22 protein-coding genes and 3 tRNA genes are annotated in these 16,692 nt (G+C 64.1%); 11 read left to right on the top strand and 14 right to left on the bottom strand.

Annotated features, from left to right (window positions below; genetic code table 11):
- The first annotated feature begins 51 nt into the window (after positions 1-51).
- The 7 genes from BN973_RS06405 (at position 52) to BN973_RS06375 (ending at position 7,028) form a co-directional block, all read left to right on the top strand.
- On the top strand, positions 52-912 hold the full coding sequence (locus BN973_RS06405; RefSeq protein WP_036472104.1) for a cyclopropane mycolic acid synthase family methyltransferase: 861 nt from the start codon (positions 52-54) through the stop codon (positions 910-912).
- A 140-nt stretch (positions 913-1,052) separates the two neighbouring features.
- A complete protein-coding gene (locus BN973_RS06400) occupies positions 1,053-1,916 on the top strand; it encodes a cyclopropane mycolic acid synthase family methyltransferase (protein ID WP_036472103.1) in 864 nt (287 codons plus the stop codon).
- A gap of 93 nt (positions 1,917-2,009) precedes the next feature.
- Positions 2,010-2,873, top strand: a complete 864-nt coding sequence (locus BN973_RS06395) for a cyclopropane mycolic acid synthase family methyltransferase (RefSeq protein WP_036466652.1) — start codon at positions 2,010-2,012, stop codon at positions 2,871-2,873.
- 146 nt (positions 2,874-3,019) lie between these two features.
- Complete coding sequence (locus BN973_RS06390; protein ID WP_036466651.1) at positions 3,020-3,901, top strand: cyclopropane mycolic acid synthase family methyltransferase; 882 nt, start codon at positions 3,020-3,022, stop codon at positions 3,899-3,901.
- 195 nt (positions 3,902-4,096) lie between these two features.
- Positions 4,097-4,993, top strand: coding sequence for a hydroxymycolate synthase MmaA4 (mmaA4, locus tag BN973_RS06385; protein ID WP_036472102.1), 897 nt, complete (start codon positions 4,097-4,099; stop codon positions 4,991-4,993).
- Between the two features lie 92 nt (positions 4,994-5,085).
- Positions 5,086-5,784, top strand: coding sequence for a YciI family protein (locus tag BN973_RS06380; RefSeq protein ID WP_036466649.1), 699 nt, complete (start codon positions 5,086-5,088; stop codon positions 5,782-5,784).
- Between the two features lie 8 nt (positions 5,785-5,792).
- Positions 5,793-7,028, top strand: a complete 1,236-nt coding sequence (locus tag BN973_RS06375) for an RNA polymerase sigma factor (protein ID WP_036466647.1) — start codon at positions 5,793-5,795, stop codon at positions 7,026-7,028.
- Positions 7,029-7,109: 81 nt separating this feature from the next.
- Here BN973_RS06375 and rplA read toward each other — a convergent pair whose 3' ends face one another.
- The 12 genes from rplA to BN973_RS06315 all read right to left on the bottom strand — a co-directional run bounded on the left by rplA (position 7,110) and on the right by BN973_RS06315 (position 12,147).
- Positions 7,110-7,817: a 50S ribosomal protein L1 gene (gene rplA, locus BN973_RS06370; RefSeq protein ID WP_036466646.1), complete on the bottom strand. Its 708-nt coding sequence runs from the start codon at positions 7,815-7,817 to the stop codon at positions 7,110-7,112.
- A 76-nt stretch (positions 7,818-7,893) separates the two neighbouring features.
- Entirely contained in the window at positions 7,894-8,322 is a 429-nt protein-coding gene (gene rplK / locus BN973_RS06365) for a 50S ribosomal protein L11 (RefSeq protein ID WP_036466645.1), read from the bottom strand.
- Positions 8,323-8,383: 61 nt separating this feature from the next.
- Positions 8,384-9,148, bottom strand: a complete 765-nt coding sequence (nusG, locus tag BN973_RS06360; protein ID WP_036466644.1) for a transcription termination/antitermination protein NusG — start codon at positions 9,146-9,148, stop codon at positions 8,384-8,386.
- Between the two features lie 32 nt (positions 9,149-9,180).
- A complete protein-coding gene (gene secE / locus BN973_RS06355) occupies positions 9,181-9,639 on the bottom strand; it encodes a preprotein translocase subunit SecE (protein WP_036466642.1) in 459 nt (152 codons plus the stop codon).
- A gap of 138 nt (positions 9,640-9,777) precedes the next feature.
- Positions 9,778-9,850, bottom strand: a tRNA-Trp gene (locus BN973_RS06350).
- 149 nt (positions 9,851-9,999) lie between these two features.
- Entirely contained in the window at positions 10,000-10,521 is a 522-nt protein-coding gene (gene hadC, locus BN973_RS06345; protein ID WP_036466641.1) for a (3R)-hydroxyacyl-ACP dehydratase subunit HadC, read from the bottom strand.
- A gap of 3 nt (positions 10,522-10,524) precedes the next feature.
- A complete protein-coding gene (gene hadB, locus BN973_RS06340; RefSeq protein WP_025738146.1) occupies positions 10,525-10,953 on the bottom strand; it encodes a (3R)-hydroxyacyl-ACP dehydratase subunit HadB in 429 nt (142 codons plus the stop codon).
- Positions 10,940-11,419: a (3R)-hydroxyacyl-ACP dehydratase subunit HadA gene (gene hadA / locus BN973_RS06335; RefSeq protein WP_036466640.1), complete on the bottom strand. Its 480-nt coding sequence runs from the start codon at positions 11,417-11,419 to the stop codon at positions 10,940-10,942. Before hadA ends, hadB begins: the two co-directional genes overlap by 14 nt.
- Before the next feature lie 50 nt (positions 11,420-11,469).
- Positions 11,470-11,637: a 50S ribosomal protein L33 gene (gene rpmG / locus BN973_RS06330; RefSeq protein ID WP_003898538.1), complete on the bottom strand. Its 168-nt coding sequence runs from the start codon at positions 11,635-11,637 to the stop codon at positions 11,470-11,472.
- Between the two features lie 35 nt (positions 11,638-11,672).
- Positions 11,673-11,746: transfer RNA gene (locus BN973_RS06325), tRNA-Met, on the bottom strand.
- Positions 11,747-11,782: 36 nt separating this feature from the next.
- A tRNA-Thr gene (locus BN973_RS06320) sits at positions 11,783-11,855 on the bottom strand.
- 85 nt (positions 11,856-11,940) lie between these two features.
- Entirely contained in the window at positions 11,941-12,147 is a 207-nt protein-coding gene (locus tag BN973_RS06315) for a type II toxin-antitoxin system VapB family antitoxin (RefSeq protein WP_036466639.1), read from the bottom strand.
- Positions 12,148-12,259: 112 nt separating this feature from the next.
- On the opposite strand from BN973_RS06315, the gene BN973_RS06310 reads away from it, so the two are divergent.
- From BN973_RS06310 to BN973_RS06300, 3 genes are all read left to right on the top strand, one after another.
- On the top strand, positions 12,260-12,982 hold the full coding sequence (locus BN973_RS06310) for an MBL fold metallo-hydrolase (protein WP_036466638.1): 723 nt from the start codon (positions 12,260-12,262) through the stop codon (positions 12,980-12,982).
- 123 nt (positions 12,983-13,105) lie between these two features.
- The gene (locus tag BN973_RS06305) at positions 13,106-13,948 is read left to right on the top strand and encodes a hypothetical protein (protein WP_198048897.1); all 843 of its coding nucleotides are present in this window, start codon (positions 13,106-13,108) and stop codon (positions 13,946-13,948) included.
- Between the two features lie 74 nt (positions 13,949-14,022).
- The gene (locus tag BN973_RS06300) at positions 14,023-14,718 is read left to right on the top strand and encodes a crotonase/enoyl-CoA hydratase family protein (protein WP_036466636.1); all 696 of its coding nucleotides are present in this window, start codon (positions 14,023-14,025) and stop codon (positions 14,716-14,718) included.
- 110 nt (positions 14,719-14,828) lie between these two features.
- Here BN973_RS06300 and BN973_RS06295 read toward each other — a convergent pair whose 3' ends face one another.
- Together BN973_RS06295 and cynS are read right to left on the bottom strand one after the other, a co-directional pair.
- Positions 14,829-15,842: a patatin-like phospholipase family protein gene (locus BN973_RS06295; protein WP_036466635.1), complete on the bottom strand. Its 1,014-nt coding sequence runs from the start codon at positions 15,840-15,842 to the stop codon at positions 14,829-14,831.
- On the bottom strand, positions 15,842-16,312 hold the full coding sequence (gene cynS / locus BN973_RS06290) for a cyanase (protein ID WP_036466633.1): 471 nt from the start codon (positions 16,310-16,312) through the stop codon (positions 15,842-15,844). The genes BN973_RS06295 and cynS overlap by 1 nt, the downstream gene beginning before the upstream one ends.
- A 173-nt stretch (positions 16,313-16,485) precedes the next feature.
- On the opposite strand from cynS, the gene BN973_RS06285 reads away from it, so the two are divergent.
- Positions 16,486-16,686, top strand: a complete 201-nt coding sequence (locus tag BN973_RS06285) for a ferredoxin (protein ID WP_036466632.1) — start codon at positions 16,486-16,488, stop codon at positions 16,684-16,686.
- The last annotated feature ends 6 nt before the right edge of the window (positions 16,687-16,692 follow it).

The raw sequence follows: 16,692 nt of genomic DNA, 5'->3' as shown, positions 1-16,692 counted from the left end.
TCGCGCGGAGTGTCACAGCGTTGTAGCGTTGACGCCTGGGAGGACGTGATGGTGGCCAAACTGAAGCCGTATTACGAAGAGTCGCAGGCGACTTACGACATTTCGGACGACTTCTTTGGGTTGTTTTTGGACCCCAATATGGTCTACACCTGTGCGTATTTCAAGAACGACGACATGACGCTGGAAGAGGCGCAGCTCGCCAAGCTGGACTTGGGGCTGGACAAGCTGAATCTCGAGCCGGGAATGACGGTGCTGGACGTCGGCTGCGGCTGGGGCGGGGCGCTGGTCCGCGCGGTTGAGAAGTACGACGTGAACGTCATCGGCATCACGCTCAGCCGAAATCACTACGAGCGCAGCAAGTCCCGACTGGCCGCGATCCCGACGGCGCGCCGGGCCGAGGCCCGGCTGCAGGGCTGGGAAGAGTTCGACGAGCACGCCGACCGGATCATCAGCTTCGAGGCCTTCGACGCGTTCAAGAAAGAACGGTGGCCGGCGTTCTGGGACTGGGCTTACGAGGTTCTCCCCACCGACAGCCGGATGCTGATGCACAGCATCTTCACGCATCCGCAGTCGTACTGGAAAGAGCACGGAATCCCGATCACGATGAGCGATCTGCGCTTTCTCCGTTTCCTCGGCAAGGAGATCTTCCCCGGCGGCCAGATGTGCGGTGAACCCGACATCATCGACAACGCGCAGGCCAGTGGTTTCTCGCTGGAGCAAACTCAATATCTGCAGCCGCATTACGCCCGGACGCTGGACATGTGGGCGGCCAATCTGGAGAGCAATCGCGAACGCGCCATCGCGATCCAGTCCGAAGAGGTCTACGACCGTTTCATGCGTTACCTCACCGGTTGCGCGGCCCTGTTCCGCAAGGGCATCTCCAACGTCGGGCAGTTCACCTTCACCAAGTAGCGCGACACGCCCGACCTGACAGCCGGGTTGAACTGCGAGGTTTCGCCGTTCGTCAATGCGAGCAGATGCTCAGTAATAAAATTTGCCCCACTCGGGCTCGGGGGATGATCGGTGCGTTTCGCGGGGAAGGCGCAACACTGATGGCTCAAAAACTGGAACCACACTTCGAAGACGTGCAGGCGCACTACGACCTGTCCGACGACTTTTACCGCCTGTTCTTGGATCCCAGTCAGACCTACAGCTGCGCGTACTTCGAGCGCGACGACATGACGCTGGAAGAAGCGCAGCTCGCCAAGATCGATTTGTCGCTGGGCAAGTTGGGTCTGCGGCCCGGCATGACGCTGCTCGACGTCGGCTGCGGCTGGGGTGCCACCATGCGCCGGGCGGTGGAGCGCTACGACGTGAACGTGATCGGGTTGACGCTGTCGAAGAACCAGGCCGCCCACGTGCAGAAGTCGTTCGAGGCCATGGACAGCCCGCGCAGCAAGCGGGTGCTGCTGGCCGGCTGGGAAGAGTTCGACGAGCCCGTCGACCGGATCGTGTCGATCGGGGCGTTCGAGCACTTCGGCCATGACCGCTACGGCGACTTCTTCAAAATGGCCTACCACGTGTTGCCCGGCGACGGCGTGATGCTGCTGCACACCATCACCGACTTCACGAAGCAGGAAATCGTGGACATGGGTCTGCCCATCTCCATCGACCTGCTGCGCTTCATCATCTTCATTCAGCGGGAGATCTTTCCGGGCGGCCGGCTGCCGAAAATCCCTATGGTGGAAGAACATTCGGACGAAGTAGGATTCCGGCTGACTCGCCGCCAATCACTGCAACCGCACTACGCCAAGACTCTCGACCTGTGGGCCGAGGCGTTGCGGGCGCGCAAGGACGAGGCCATCGAGATCCAGTCCGAAGAGGTCTACGAGCGCTACATGAAATACCTGACCGGCTGCGCCGACAAGTTCCGAGAGGGCTACGTCGACGTCAACCAATTCACGCTGGCGAAGTAACCGGGCCTTGATCCCCGGGATCGAACAACCGGTCCCGGGGCGTGCGCGGGGGTATGTTTAGGTGCGTTTTTCGTCAGGAAGGCGGACACGGTCATGGCTCGGAAACTGACACCGCATTTCGCCGATGTGCAGGCGCACTACGACCTGTCCGACGACTTCTTCCGCCTGTTCCTGGATCCCAGCCAGACCTACAGCTGCGCGTACTTCGAGCGCGACGACATGACGCTGGAAGAAGCGCAGCTCGCCAAGATCGATCTGGCGCTGGGCAAGCTCGGCCTGCGGCCCGGCATGACGCTGCTCGACGTCGGCTGCGGCTGGGGTGCCACCATGCGCCGGGCGGTGGAGCGCTACGACGTGAACGTGATCGGGTTGACGCTGTCCAAGAACCAGGCCGCCCACGTGCAGAAGTCGTTCGAGGCCATGGACAACCCGCGCAGCAAGCGGGTGCTGCTGGCCGGCTGGGAAGAGTTCGACGAGCCCGTCGACCGGATCGTGTCGATCGGGGCGTTCGAACACTTCGGCCACGAGCGCTACGACGACTTCTTCATGATGGCCCACAGCGTGCTGCCGGACGACGGGGTGATGCTGCTGCACACGATCACCGGCCTGAAGCCGGAGCAGTGCACCGAACGCGGCATCCCGCTGACGTTCGAGATGGCCCGGTTCATCAAGTTCATCGTCACCGAGATCTTCCCGGGCGGGCGGCTGCCGTCGATCGAGAAGGTGGAGGACCATTCGTCGAAGCACGGTTTCCGGTTGACTCGCCGCCAATCGCTGCAGCTGCACTACGCCCGGACGCTCGATCTGTGGGCGGCGGCGCTGGAAGCGCACAAGAACGAGGCCATCGAGATCCAGTCCGAAGAGGTCTACGAGCGCTACCTGAAATACCTGACCGGCTGCGCCAATGCGTTCCGGGTTGGCTACATCGACGTCAACCAATTCACGCTGGAGAAGTAGCGATCGCGTCCGCGTGCTGACGGGCGGCGGATCCGCCGTTGGAGAAATCCGGCGGCATCGCGCTCCAAATCCGAGAGATGCGCGCACCCGGGTGTAGGGTTCCCGGGATGGCCCCCCGCCGGGGTGCCCGTCCATCGGGGGGACATATGTCCAGAAATTCAGCGGGTGCCATCCGGACGCGGTCGAACGAGGCCGATGTTCGAGCCCACTACGACCTTTCCAACGAATTCTTCGCGCTATTCCAGGACCCGACCCGCACCTACAGCTGCGCATACTTTCCTCACGAGGGCATGTCGCTGCAGGAGGCGCAGGTCGCCAAGCTGGATTTGACGCTGGACAAGCTGGGGCTGCAGCCGGGGATGACCCTGCTGGACATCGGTTGTGGCTGGGGTTCGATGATGAAGCGCGCCGTCGAGCGCTACGACGTCAACGTCGTCGGGGTAACCCTGTCCAAGAACCAGGACGCCTATTGCCGGCAGGTGCTCGACTCGATCGACTCACAGCGCTCATACCGGGTGCTGCTGAAGGACTGGGCGGATTTCACCGAGCCGGTCGACCGTATCGTCATCATCGAAGCGCTCGAGCACTTCGGCTTCGACCGCTATGACGACTTCTTCAAATTCGCCTACGACGTCATGCCGGCGGACGGCGTGATGCTGCTGCACTCGATCACCGCGTTGCATCCCAGACAGATGACCGAGCGCGGCATACCGATGACGATCGAGATGGCGAAGTTCATCCGGTTCATCCTGACCGACATCTTCCCCGGGGGCCGACTGCCATCCATTGAGAAGGTCGAAAACCACTGCGCCAAAGCGGGTTTCGATGTCACCCGGCGCCAGTCGCTGCAGTCCGACTTCGCCCACACCCTGGACCTGTGGGCCGATGCTCTGGAAGCGCACAAAGACCAAGCCGTCGAAATCCAGTCGGAAGAGGTCTACCAGCGGTACATGAAATTTCTGACCGGCTGCGCCAAGGCGTTCCGGATGGGCTATATCGATTGCAACCAGTTCACCCTGGAAAAGTAGTGGCCCCACGTCGCCGCCACTGTGACCACAACGATTTCCCTCTGGAAGTAGACTGATGCGTCGGGCCGCGGGGGGCCGAGCGTGAAGCGTTGCCGGTTGATTAAGCAGCCCGTTTAAATGTGGGTATCGTCGCTGGTCAAACGGGCGACGACGGGCGATGCGTTTGAAGCAGTGAATTCAGGAGACCTAACGATCATGGCAGAGCAACCGACTAGTGCTACCAAGATCCGGACCCGTTCGGAAGATATCCAGGCGCACTATGACGTCTCCGACGATTTCTTCGCCCTGTTCCAGGACCCGACCCGGACCTACAGCTGCGCATACTTCGAGCCCTCCGACCTCAGCCTCGAAGAGGCGCAATACGCCAAGATCGACCTCAACCTGGACAAGCTGGACCTCAAACCCGGCATGACCCTGCTCGACATCGGCTGCGGGTGGGGCACCACCATGCGCCGCGCCGTGGAGCGCTACGACGTCAACGTCATCGGCCTGACCCTGTCCAAGAACCAGCACGCCCGCTGCGAACAGGTGCTGGGTGCAATCGACAGCGATCGCTCACGCGAGGTGCGGCTGCAGAATTGGGAAGACTTCAGCGCGCCCGTCGACCGGATCGTGTCGATCGAGGCATTCGAGCACTTCGGGCACGAGAACTACGACGACTTCTTCAAGCGGACGTTCGACATCATGCCCGACGACGGCCGGATGACCGTTCAGAGCAGCGTCAGCTATCACCCCTATAACCTGAACGCCCGCGGCAAGAAGCTCACCTTCGAGACCGTGCGCTTCATCAAGTTCATCGTCACCGAGATCTTCCCCGGCGGCCGCCTGCCGACCACGGAGATGATGGTCGAGCACGGCCAAAAAGCGGGCTTCGTTGTCCCCGAACCACTTTCGCTGCGGTCACATTACGTCAAGACGTTGCACATCTGGGGTGACACGCTGGAGTCCAACAGGGACAAGGCCATCGAGGTCACCTCCCAGGAAATCTACGACCGGTACATGAAGTATCTGCGCGGCTGCGAGCACTACTTCGGCGACGAGATGCTGGACTGCAGCCTGGCGACCTACCTCAAGCCGGGCGCCTCGGCCTGATTTCGCGACCGCTGTCGGATTGGGGCTGCGTCGTTCGTCGGATAGGTAGAGAGTGGAGCACGGGGCTTCGCTCACTACCGGAGGTGACGAACATGCATTATTTCGCTCTGTTGATCGCGAAGGAACAGGACCGTACGCCCGAAGAGTGGGCGGCTGGCATGGCCGAGTGGGAGCGCTTCCACGCCAAAGCCGGCCCGGCGATCAAGGCCGGTGACGCGCTGGGACCCGCTGCCGCCGCGGTGGTCATCACCGGCGGCCCGGACACCCGAGTCGTCACCGACGGCCCGTTCGCCGAGTCCGCCGAGGTGGCCTGCGGCTACTACGTGTTCGAAGCGGAAAACCTCGACGAGGCACTCGCGTTGGCGCGCGATGTCCCGATCGCCCCGTTCGGTGCGGTGGAACTGTGGCCGGTGGTCCACGCGATTGAGCCGTCCCGCAAGCTCACCGGCAACGACTGGCTCGCGCTGCTGCTGGAACCGCCCGCGAGCGCGCACACGCCCGGCACACCGGAGTGGGAGGCCGTCGCGGCCAAACACGCGGATCTGCACGCGGCCGCCGGCGATCACATTGTCGGCGGTGCCGCCTTGCACGATCGGTCCACCGCGACGACCGTGCGGGTGCGGGACGGCGAGGTGCTGATCACCGACGGGCCCTACGTGGAGGGCGCCGAAATCGCCACCGGGATCTACCTGCTCGGTGCGGCGGATCGTGACGACGCCGTCAAGATCGCGTCGATGATCCCCGCGTCGACGGTGCAGCTGCGCCAATTGGCTGGAGTATCGGCGCTCTAACGCCGGCAATGACCAACCTGGACGGCGTCTTCCGCCGGGAATGGGGCCCGGCCGTCGCCGCGCTCGCGCGGTGGTCGGGCGATCTCACCGTCGCCGAGGACGCCGTCCAGGAGGCCTGCGCCGAGGCGCTGCGCAGCTGGCCCCGCGACGGTATACCCGACAGCCCGGGCGGGTGGCTGGTCACCGTTGCCCGCAACCGCGTCCGGGATCGGCTGCGCCGCGAATCCATCCGTCCCGGAAAGGAATTGGCGGCCTTGAGAAACTATGTGGACGACATCAGGGCACGTACCGACCACACCGACCCGCATCCGGTTCGCGACGACGAGCTGCGGATGATGTTCACCTGCGCGCATCCCGCCCTGGACCGGCAGTCGCAATTGGCGCTGACCCTGCGGTTGGTGTCCGGGTTGACCGTCGCCGAGATCGCGCGGGCGCTGTTGCAGACCGATGCCGCCATTGGCCAGCGAATCACGCGGGCCAAGAACAAGATTCGTCACGCCAACATCCCGCTGCGGGTGCCGCCGGCGCAGCTGTTGGGAGAGCGGACACCGCACGTGCTCGGCTGTATCTATTCGGTGTTCACCGAGGGCTACTGGTCCACCGCGGGCCCGTCGGCGATTCGTGACGAGCTGTGCCACGAAGGCGTTCGATTGGCCGGCGAGTTGTGCGCGCTGATGCCGGACGAGAGTGAGGCGCACGCGCTGGCCGCCTTGACGCTGTTGCACGATTCGCGGCGAGCAACGCGGGTCGACGACGCCGGGATGCTGGTGCCACTCGAAGAGCAGGACCGCCGCAAGTGGGACCGCGGCCGCATCGCGCGCGGCCTGGACCGGTTACGGCTGGCCGAAGGTGCCCCACCTGCCGCGGGCCCGTATCTGCCCCAGGCGGTGATCGCCGCGCTGCACGCGACCGCACCCTCGTGGGAGCAGACCGACTGGGTCACCATCTGCGCGGCCTATGACCGGCTGCTGGAGCTGACGGGTTCACCGGTGGCGGGCGCCAACCGCGCGCTGGCGGTGGGCCTGCGCGACGGCCCCGATGCCGGGCTTGCCGCGCTGGACGAGGTGGCGCGCGATCCCCGGCTGACCCGTTCGAATCTGGTCGCGACGGTGCGGGCCGATCTGCTGCGGCGCGCGGGCCGGCCCGGCGAAGCGCTCACTTGGTATCGAACGGCGTTGAAAGCAGGCGGTTCTGAGCCGGGGCGCGACTTCCTGCGGCGACGTATCGCCGAATGTGGCGGCTAGCGTCTGCCCGCGGGCGAACGTCGACTTGTTGTGCCTCCCGGTCGAGATCGCCCAACAAGTCGACGATCGGCGTGCAGAAGGTTACGCCTCGGTGAAGTTGCGCGTGACGGACGGGTCGACCGGGATGCCCGGGCCGGTGGTCGTCGACACGGTGATCTTCTTCAGGTAGCGCCCCTTGGACGACGACGGCTTGAGCCGCAGCACCTCGTCGATCGCGGCACCGTAGTTCTCCGCCAGGTTCTTCTCGTCGAACGACGCCTTGCCGATCACGAAGTGCAGGTTGGCCTGCTTGTCGATGCGGAAGTTGATCTTTCCGCCCTTGATGTCGGACACGGCCTTGGCGATGTCGGGAGTCACGGTGCCGGTCTTGGGGTTCGGCATCAGGCCGCGCGGGCCGAGGATGCGCGCGATGCGGCCGACCTTGGCCATCTGGTCCGGCGTGGCGATCGCGGCGTCGAACTCCAGGAAGCCGCCCTGGATCTTCTCGATCAGGTCGTCGCTGCCCACCACGTCGGCACCCGCGGCGGTGGCCTCTTCGGCCTTGTCGCCGACGGCGAACACCGCGACCCGGGCAGTCTTACCGGTGCCGTGCGGCAGGTTGACCGTGCCACGGACCATCTGGTCGGCCTTACGCGGGTCGACGCCGAGCCGGATGGCCACCTCGACGGTCGCGTCCTGCTTGGTCGAGGCCGTCTCCTTGGCGAGCTTGGCCGCTTCCAGCGGGGTGTAGAGGTTGTCGCGATCCACCTTCTCGGCGGCGGCGCGATATGCCTTGCTGTTCTTGCTCATCGATCTATCCAATCTGGTGTTGGGGTCGTGGTTAATTCGGGCCGAAGCCAGCCCTCCCACGGTGGTGGTGCCGGAGTTACTCGACGGTGATGCCCATCGACCGGGCGGTACCGGCGATGATCTTGGCGGCAGCGTCGATGTCGTTGGCGTTGAGGTCGGTCTTCTTGGTCTCGGCGATCTCGCGGACCTGATCCCAGGTGACCTTGGCGACCTTCGTCTTGTGCGGCTCGGCCGAGCCCTTGCCCACGCCGGCGGCCTTGAGCAGCAGCTTGGCGGCGGGCGGCGTCTTGAGCGCGAACGTGAAGCTGCGGTCTTCGTAGACCGTGATCTCCACCGGGATGACGTTGCCGCGCTGGTTTTCCGTCGCGGCGTTGTATGCCTTGCAGAACTCCATGATGTTGACACCGTGCTGGCCGAGCGCGGGTCCGACCGGCGGCGCGGGGTTTGCCTGACCCGCCACGATCTGGAGCTTGATCAGCCCAACGACTTTCTTCTTCGGGGCCATGAGACTTGTGAGTTCCTTCCTGGTTTATGCATCCAGCCGTTCCCGCGAACGGGATGGCTGGCTAGATCTTGGAGACTTGAGTAAAGGTGAGTTCCACCGGTGTTTCGCGGCCGAAGATCGACACCAACACCTTGAGCTTCTGCTGTTCGGCGTTGACCTCGTTGATCGTGGCGGGCAACGTGGCGAACGGCCCGTCCATGACGGTCACCGATTCGCCCACTTCGTAGTCGACCTCGACCACCGGGCGCTCCAGGCCACCGGCCTCGGTGGTGGCGGCGGCAGTGGTCGCACCACCCTTGACGGGCTTCTTCGCCGAACCCGGCGGCAGCAGGAACTTCACCACGTCGTCGAGCGCCAGGGCCGACGGACGAGACGTAGCGCCGACGAATCCCGTCACGCCCGGGGTGTTGCGCACCGCGGCCCACGAGTCGTCGGTCAGGTCCATGCGCACCAGGATGTAGCCGGGCAGCACCTTGCGGTTGACCTGCTTGCGCTGGCCGTTCTTGATCTCGGTGACCTCTTCGGTGGGTACCTCCACCTGGAAGATGTAGTCACCGACGTCGAGGTTCTGCACCCGGGTTTCGAGGTTGGCTTTCACCTTGTTCTCGTATCCCGCGTAGGAGTGGATGACGTACCAGTCGCCGGGCTTGCTGCGCAGCTCCGCCTTGAGCGCGGCGGCAGGGTCGGCGTCCTCGGCCGACTCCGCGGGTTCCGGGGCCGCTGCGGCCGCGGCGTCCTCGGTGGTCTCAGGGGCCTCGACGACCTCGGCAGGCTCTTCTACGTCGACCGCTTCACCGGCGGACGTGTCACCGTCGAAGGTAGTCACGGTTTTCAGTCCTCTCTATCTCTTGCGAAAGCTCAGCCGAACACCAGCAGCGCCAGCTTGGTCAGGCCAAGATCGGCAAGGCCGACCAGCGCCACCATGAAGGCGAGGAACACCAGCACCACGGACGTGTAGGTGAGCATCTGCTTGCGGTTCGGCCAGATCACCTTCCGCATCTCCGCAACGACCTGCTTGAGGTAGTTGAAGATGTAAACGAACGGGTTGGCGGTGCGGCCGCCGGCTTTCTTCGGCTTCTTGGCCTTCTTGTCGGCCTTCTTGGACTTCTTGGAGTCCTCGACCTCGTCCGGGGATTCGATGTCGACGTCGTCGGCATCGGCCACCCGCTGCCGCGACCGCTTCCCGGTCGGGCGTTGCGGACGGGCCGCGGGCTTGGTCACCACCGCCGTCCGACCGCCGCCGGAGCTGTCATCGGTGTCACCGCCGTCGCGTGCGGCGTCGTTGGCAGCAGGGACGTCGAGGCCCTCGTCGCTCACCGCATGCTCCTTTGTTCGTTAGCTATGTCGCGATCCGTGCCGCGCTGACCGGTTAGTGTCCAGCATGGCACGCTTCCCATTGTCCGACTCCTCCTCAGGCCGTTTCGGCCTGCATCGTCGTCGGACGTTCGCCGTCTGCAGGGGCGACAGGACTTGAACCTGCAACCTGCGGTTTTGGAGACCGCTGCTCTGCCAGTTGAGCTACGCCCCTTCGCGGTTGGCAGGCCAACCTGCGCTTACCTACCGGGGCCTACATGACACGCGCGCTCTCCGTTCGGTAATCGCCGAACTACGGACAGCGCGCTGTAATGGGAAAACCCCGAGGTCCGAGTGTACATCGGCACGGGAGTCAGATACTAATTACGCGGTTCTGACGACCTGCCCGTATTCCGGGTCCCACTTGAGCTGGATGGAGCCGTCGTCGGTTCCGCTCGAATCTTCCCGGTACTGCCCCATCAGCGTGGTGTAGGCCTCCATCACGACCTCGCCGTTGTCGTCGGTGCAGATGTTCTTGGTGACGACGATGTCGGCGCCGAAACGCTCGTTGACCGACTCGATGTCCATCCGCCCCCACAGTTTGTCACCCGCCTTGATCGGCCTGTTGAAGACGAAACGCTGTTCGACCTGGACGATCACCAAGCTCTCCATGCCCAGGTCGACGTGGCGGAAGAAATCGAGCTGCACGTGCTTGGCGAAGATCGTGACGAAGGTCAGCGGTGCGAGGATCGAGTCGTAGCCGAGTTCGGCCGCCGCGGCTTCCTGGTAGAACACCGGGTGGTCGTTTTTGATGGACCGGGCGAACTCGCGCACCTGCTCGCGGCCCACCACGAAGTAGTCCGGATACCGCCAGACCATGCCGCGGATATCGGTTTTGAGTGCCATCCGTTACGCCAACTTGGCCGATGCGATCGCCCGTCCGAAAATCTTCTTTCCGCCGGTAGTGGCGCTGATCGCGATGACCACCGACTTGCTCTCCGGATCGACCGACTTGACCCGACCGCTGAAAACCAGCTCGGCGCCCTTGCCGTCGTTGGGTACCGGCACCACGGCCGTGAACCGGACGTTGTACTCGGTGACGGCGCCGGGGTCCCCGACCCACGAGGTGACATAGCCGCCGCCGATGCCCATCGTCAGCATTCCGTGCGCGATCGCGGTGTCCAGCCCGACGACCTTGGCGATCTCGTCGTCCCAGTGGATCGGGTTCAAGTCGCCCGAGACTCCCGCGTAGTTCACCAGATCCTGGCGGGTGAGCGGGTAAGTCTTCTCCGGAAGCTGGTCACCCACCTTCACCGAGCTGAACTCACGCAGTGGCATCAGAAAATCCCTCTTCTCCGTTCTCACCGGCACGGCCCGCCAGGGTCGTGTAGGTCTCCTGCACGATGTCACCGGCCTCGTCGGTGATGACGTTCTTGGTCACGACGATCTGGGTGCCGTGCGAAACGCGCATCGAGTCCACCGTCACGTCGCAGTAGAGCCGATCGCCGACCACCAGCGGCTTGAAGTACCTGAGCACCTGGTCGACCTGGACGATCTGCGCGTCGGTGACCGCGATGTTGGCGTGCTTGAAGAACGCCGATTGAGCCTGGTAGCCGAAGACGCACAGGAACGTCAGCGGGGCCACCAGGCCCTTGTAACCGAGCTCGGCGGCGGCGTCCTCCTGGTAGAACCAGGCGTCGTCATTGCGCACGGCTGCCGCGTACTCGCGGATCTTCTCCCGCTCAACCTCGTAATAGTCGGGATAACGGTAGTGCATCCCGACGATGTCTGTGGTCAACGGCACGGCTTCAAAACCTACCTAGTCAGTCTGAATAAACCACTCGTAGGTGCAGGTTAGCGTGTCTCGCGGTGAGCCTGGTGCTTGCCGCAATTCGGGCAGAACTTCTTCAGCTCCAACCGGTCCGGGTCGTTACGCCGGTTCTTCTTGGTGATGTAGTTGCGGTGTTTGCACACCTCGCAGGCCAAAGTGATCTTCGGCCGCACATCGGTACTGGAAGCCATTTCGGTTCTCTTTCACACGTCACATTGTTGTGTTGTAGCGATGGCCGGACTCGAACCGGCGACCTAACGATTATGAGTCGTTCGCTCTAACCGACTGAGCTACATCGCCTCTGGTACGCGCCGTCCGCCTGTTCGGCGTCCGCCGAGCCCCCTAACGGAATCGAACCGTTGACCTTTTCCTTACCATGGAAACGCTCTACCGACTGAGCTAAGGGGGCCTGGAACCCGTAGCGACAGTCTTGCCTCGGGCCTAAAAGAGGGTACAGCGCGACGCGCGACGGCACCAAACCACGCCGCAGACGTTCAGCCCCCCTCGCTGATGCGATCCGGATTCCATGCGCTGAGGTCGCTGAACTCGTCGTAGATATCCTCGTGGTCGCCATGGGCGTCGGTCTCGAGCAGGTTCCGCAGCGCCAGGTGGACGGCCTCGCGCGCGTCGGCCACGTGATAGCGACGTATTGCCTCTTGGACGAGATCGTCGTCAATCTCGATCTCGATCTTCTTGAGCATGGCCCAACAATACCCACGCCGCACCGGCCGAACCGTTCGGAGAAAAGCACGATTGACAGGCCGTAATGCGCCCGCAATGCCAGGTCGGTCGGCCGGGTCATAGTCTGATGCGGTGACAGATTCGTCAGCGGACCGACTGTATTTCCGCCAACTGCTCTCCGGTCGCGATTTCGCCGCCGGCGACATGATGGCAACGCAAATGCGCAATTTCGCGTATCTGATCGGCGACCGTCAGACCGGCGACTGCGTCGTGGTCGACCCGGCGTATGCCGCCGGCGAACTGGTCGACGCGGCCGAAGCCGACGGTATGCGCCTGTCCGGGGTGCTGGTCACCCACCACCACCCCGACCACGTGGGTGGTTCGATGATGGGCTTCGAACTCAACGGGCTGGCCGAGTTACTGGGGCGCACCAGCGTACCTGTGCACGTGAATACCCATGAGGCGCTTTGGGTTTCGCGCGTTACCGGGATCGGCATCGACGACCTGACCGCCCATGAGCACGGCGACAAGATCAGCGTCGGCGCCATCGAGATCGAGTTGCTGCACACCCCGGGCCACACACCGGGCAGCCAGTGCTTTCTGCTCGACGGCCGCCTGGTCGCGGGTGACACCCTCTTCCTGGACGGCTGCGGGCGCACCGACTTTCCCGGCGGAGATTCCGACGAGATGTATCGCAGCCTGCAGCAACTGGCCGCGCTGCCGGGCGACCCGACCGTCTTTCCGGGGCACTGGTATTCCACCGACCCGAGCGCGCCGCTGGCCGAGGTCAAGCGTTCCAACTATGTGTATCGGGCCACCAACCTTGATCAGTGGCGAATGTTGATGGGCGGCTAAAGGATTCAGCGGGTGTTTGTCTCGTTCGATATTTGCGCGAGCGTGAGTAGGCACCGAATGATTGCGATTCGGCAGCCGGGCCAGCAGAATTTCGGGTGCACATCGCTGTGATATAGCGGAGGGATGGATTCAATGGGGTGGATCCAGGGCGGCTGGCAGGGGTTCACCGACGTTGATTCCGGCACCTGGTTGGCATGGGCGGCGTGGGCCGCGATTGCGCTCGGCGTGGTCGCGCTGCTCTTCACCAACCACCAGCTCAGCCGCAACCGCCGGCTGGCCGCCGAGCAGACGCGGCCCCACGTCGGCATGCTGATGGAACCGCATGCCGCCGACTGGCACGTGATCGAGCTGGTCGTCCGGAATTTCGGCCGGACCGCCGCCTACGACATCCGATTTTCATTTGCGAGTCCACCGACGGTCGCCGAATACGAAAATTCCACCGACGGCTACGCCGAAGTCGTGGAACTGCGGCTCCCCGGCGAATTGCCGGTACTCGCGCCCGGCCAGGAGTGGCGGATGGTCTGGGATTCGGCGCTCGACCGCGGCGAAATCGGCGGTGGCATCGAATCTCGGTTCACCGGGAAGGTGATCTACTACGACCGGCCCCAGGCGCCGCGCGGATGGCGGTTCTGGGAGCGCGAGCGCCGGCCGCTGGAAACCGATGTGGTGCTGGACTGGGACGCCTTGCCGCCCGTTCAGCGCATCGAGTTGATGACGACGCACGACCTGGCCAAGCGGGAAAAGCAGAAGCTGGAACTGCTGCGCAGCCTGCTGACCTACTTCCACTACGCGAGCAAGGAAACGCGCGCCGACGTGTTCCGCACCGAGATCGAGCGAATCAACAACGCGGTGGCCGAAACTCAAGACCGCTGGCGCGCCCGGCAGCTCGACGCGCCAACCGATGTCGGCCTGCGCTGGGGTAACTCCCAAAACGATCTCGGTAAACACCGCGGCGAGCACGTCTGAGGAAGTCGCATCCCGCGCGGGGTGACGCAACGCCGATCTGGTTCAATCGATTTGCCTGTAGCGAAGGAGTTTCGATGAGCGGTCCAGTCACCTACAGCCTCAACGACACCGTCGCGGTGATCAGGATGGACGACGGCAAGGTCAACGCGTTGGGCCCGACCATGCAAGCCGCGATCAACGAGGCGATCGACCAGGCCGACAGCGACAACGTCGGCGCCCTGGTGCTCACCGGCAACGAGCGGGTGTTCAGCGGCGGATTCGACCTGAAGATCCTGACCTCCGGCGAGGTGCAGCCCGCGATCGACATGCTCAGGGGCGGCTTCGAACTGTCGTATCGGCTGTTGTCCTACCCGAAGCCGGTGGTGATCGCCTGCACCGGGCACGCGATCGCGATGGGTTCGTTCCTGTTGGCCTCCGGCGATCATCGGATCGCCGCCCACGCCTACACCATCCAGGCCAACGAGGTGGCGATCGGCATGACGATCCCGTATGCGGCCCTGGAAATCATGAAGCTGCGGCTGACGCGTTCGGCGTATCAGCAAGCCACCGGTCTGGCCAAGACCTTCTTCGGCGAAACCGCCCTTGCCGCGGGCTTTGTCGACGAGATCGTGTTGCCCGAGATGGTGGTCAGCCGGGCCGAGGAGGCCGCAAAGGAATTCGCCGGCCTGCACCAGCACGCCCACGCCGCAACGAAATTGCGTGCCCGCGCCGACACACTCAAGGCGCTGCGCGCCGGAATAGACGGCATAGAAGCCGAATTCGGTCTGTAGGGAGGAGGCGATGCGGCCGCCCGGGCAGCCGCCTCCCCTCCTGTCGCCTCCTCCGACCCGAAGTGTGGCACTTCGGCGACCGGCCGTCACTTCACCCTTGGCCGTCGGCGTCAAACGGCCCAGCGGAAGCGTTTGAGGTACGCCGTCCAGTCCCACGTCAACAGGAACTCCTGCGCCGCCGCATAGCCCCTCTGATACAGCGCCTCGAGCCGATCCGGGGCGACGTCGAAGTCGAGAACGCCCACATCGGTGGATTCGACCGCGATGGCACGGGCCGCGACCCACGGCTGGTTGAGGTGGGTTTGGTCGTGGCCCGCCAGCATTGTGGTGAGCAGGCTTTCCAGCAGCGCCGTCTGCTCGAAAAAGCGCAGCGGTTTCAGTGCGGGCATCACCGCGCTGAAACCCTCGTTGAGTCGCGGTAAGACCGTGACCCCAAATGTGGGCCAGCGCGGCACTTTTCCGTCGAACCGGTCAAAGGTGTCGATCGGAAAGTTCGACAGCACACCACCGTCGACGAGGGTGGACGTCGCCCCGCTGGGGCTGCGCAGCTTGACCGGTCGGTAAAAGAACGGGATCGCCATCGACGCCCGCACGGCGTCGGCGACCAGCTGCTCATCGGGGTCCAGCCCGTAGAGCCGCCGGTAGTCCCACGGCAATCTCACCAACTGCGCCGCACTCAAGTCCGCGACGGTGACCACCAGCTTGTGCCGCCGCCCCTCGGGCAGCGTGTCCTCGTCGAGAAGCACATCTCCGAAGTAGGTGACGCCCAGGTTCTTCAGCTCGCTGCGGATCCAGTCGTAGGCGGCATCACCCCGAAACATGCTGGTATCCCTGACAAGTCCCCACGCCGCACCGAGAATCGGGACGGGTCCCGAGTCCCGCCATTTGCTCAGCGGCGCCGACAGCGCAAGCTCCTTGACCTGTTGGCTTGTCAGCTGGTCACCCTTGGACGCGGCCGCCAGGATCGCGCCGACCACCGATCCGGCCGACACACCCGACACCCGCGGGAACGAATAGCCCGCGTCCATCAGGGCCACGATGGCACCCACCAGGCCGATGAACTTGACTCCTCCGCCGGAGAGAACGAGATCCGCGGATTTCGGCTGTGGGGTTGCCACGGCCATCAGACGTCCCGCGCCGAAACCCAGTCGTAGGCAAGGTATTTGCCGTCGAAAGTCACGACGACGCGGTCGCCCGAGGAGTCCGGCTTTTTCTGCACGTCGACGCTGAAGTTGATCGCGCTCATGATGCCGTCGCCGAACTGCTCGTGGATGAGCTCCTTGATGGCGCCGCCGTACACCTGTAGCGCTTCGTAGAAGCGGTAGATGGTGGGGTCGGTCGGCACGCCCCCGGTTGGGAACGCGGGCAGGCCGCCGCGCATCGGCGGCGCCGCCAGTACCGGCACGGCCGACTCCTCGAGACCCAGCATCTCGGCCAGCACCTTGGCCTGCTCCGGCGGAATCGGATGCTGGCCCAGCAATGCCGACGTGGTCCACACCACCGGCCGATCGATCGCGTCGGCCAGCGCCTGCCACGTGAGGCCACGCGTCACGCGGTTGACGACGATCTGTTCGGTGATCTCGTTTCTGTTCATGAACCCAGCATGCACTAGCAACCGTTGCGCCACGACTCGCGGCGAAAAGTTCACAGCGCGGCGATACACCCGCTGACCCCGCGAAAGAGTTTCGCAAACACCGTGATTGGCGTCATGTCGAAGATGTACGCTGCCTTGCGTCAGATCTTCATGCCCCGGGGATCGGAGGCGCTATGCGGATCGTCGTGGATCTGAACCGCTGCTTAGGCTATGCGCACTGCGTTCCGTTAGCGCCCGAGGTGCTCAGGCTCAGCGGCGAAGAGGCCCTGTCCTACGACCCCAACCCCGACGACGGTCAGCGACTGCGGGTGCTGCGGGCCGCGGCCGCCTGCCCGGTACAGGCAATCATCGTCGACAAACTCGACGGCGAGTAGTGACCG

The organism is Mycobacterium triplex, assembly GCF_000689255.1.
Taxonomy (GTDB): Bacteria; Actinomycetota; Actinomycetes; order Mycobacteriales; family Mycobacteriaceae; genus Mycobacterium; species Mycobacterium triplex.
The sequence above is the reverse complement of the archived record's forward strand: the minus strand, read 5'-3'. Positions and strand labels throughout refer to the sequence as shown.

What these genes read in the sequence shown, in the direction of transcription:
- BN973_RS06400 (WP_036472103.1), top strand. Translation starts at nt 1,053, where the DNA reads ATGGCTCAAAAACTGGAACCACACTTCGAAGACGTGCAGGCGCACTAC.
- BN973_RS06395 (WP_036466652.1), top strand. Translation starts at nt 2,010, where the DNA reads ATGGCTCGGAAACTGACACCGCATTTCGCCGATGTGCAGGCGCACTAC.
- BN973_RS06390 (WP_036466651.1), top strand. Translation starts at nt 3,020, where the DNA reads ATGTCCAGAAATTCAGCGGGTGCCATCCGGACGCGGTCGAACGAGGCC.
- mmaA4 (WP_036472102.1), top strand. Translation starts at nt 4,097, where the DNA reads ATGGCAGAGCAACCGACTAGTGCTACCAAGATCCGGACCCGTTCGGAA.
- BN973_RS06380 (WP_036466649.1), top strand. Translation starts at nt 5,086, where the DNA reads ATGCATTATTTCGCTCTGTTGATCGCGAAGGAACAGGACCGTACGCCC.
- BN973_RS06375 (WP_036466647.1), top strand. Translation starts at nt 5,793, where the DNA reads ATGACCAACCTGGACGGCGTCTTCCGCCGGGAATGGGGCCCGGCCGTC.
- rplA (WP_036466646.1), bottom strand. Translation starts at nt 7,817, where the DNA reads ATGAGCAAGAACAGCAAGGCATATCGCGCCGCCGCCGAGAAGGTGGAT.
- rplK (WP_036466645.1), bottom strand. Translation starts at nt 8,322, where the DNA reads ATGGCCCCGAAGAAGAAAGTCGTTGGGCTGATCAAGCTCCAGATCGTG.
- hadC (WP_036466641.1), bottom strand. Translation starts at nt 10,521, where the DNA reads ATGGCACTCAAAACCGATATCCGCGGCATGGTCTGGCGGTATCCGGAC.
- hadB (WP_025738146.1), bottom strand. Translation starts at nt 10,953, where the DNA reads ATGCCACTGCGTGAGTTCAGCTCGGTGAAGGTGGGTGACCAGCTTCCG.
- rpmG (WP_003898538.1), bottom strand. Translation starts at nt 11,637, where the DNA reads ATGGCTTCCAGTACCGATGTGCGGCCGAAGATCACTTTGGCCTGCGAG.
- BN973_RS06315 (WP_036466639.1), bottom strand. Translation starts at nt 12,147, where the DNA reads ATGCTCAAGAAGATCGAGATCGAGATTGACGACGATCTCGTCCAAGAG.
- BN973_RS06305 (WP_198048897.1), top strand. Translation starts at nt 13,106, where the DNA reads ATGGATTCAATGGGGTGGATCCAGGGCGGCTGGCAGGGGTTCACCGAC.
- BN973_RS06300 (WP_036466636.1), top strand. Translation starts at nt 14,023, where the DNA reads ATGAGCGGTCCAGTCACCTACAGCCTCAACGACACCGTCGCGGTGATC.
- BN973_RS06295 (WP_036466635.1), bottom strand. Translation starts at nt 15,842, where the DNA reads ATGGCCGTGGCAACCCCACAGCCGAAATCCGCGGATCTCGTTCTCTCC.
- cynS (WP_036466633.1), bottom strand. Translation starts at nt 16,312, where the DNA reads ATGAACAGAAACGAGATCACCGAACAGATCGTCGTCAACCGCGTGACG.
- BN973_RS06285 (WP_036466632.1), top strand. Translation starts at nt 16,486, where the DNA reads ATGCGGATCGTCGTGGATCTGAACCGCTGCTTAGGCTATGCGCACTGC.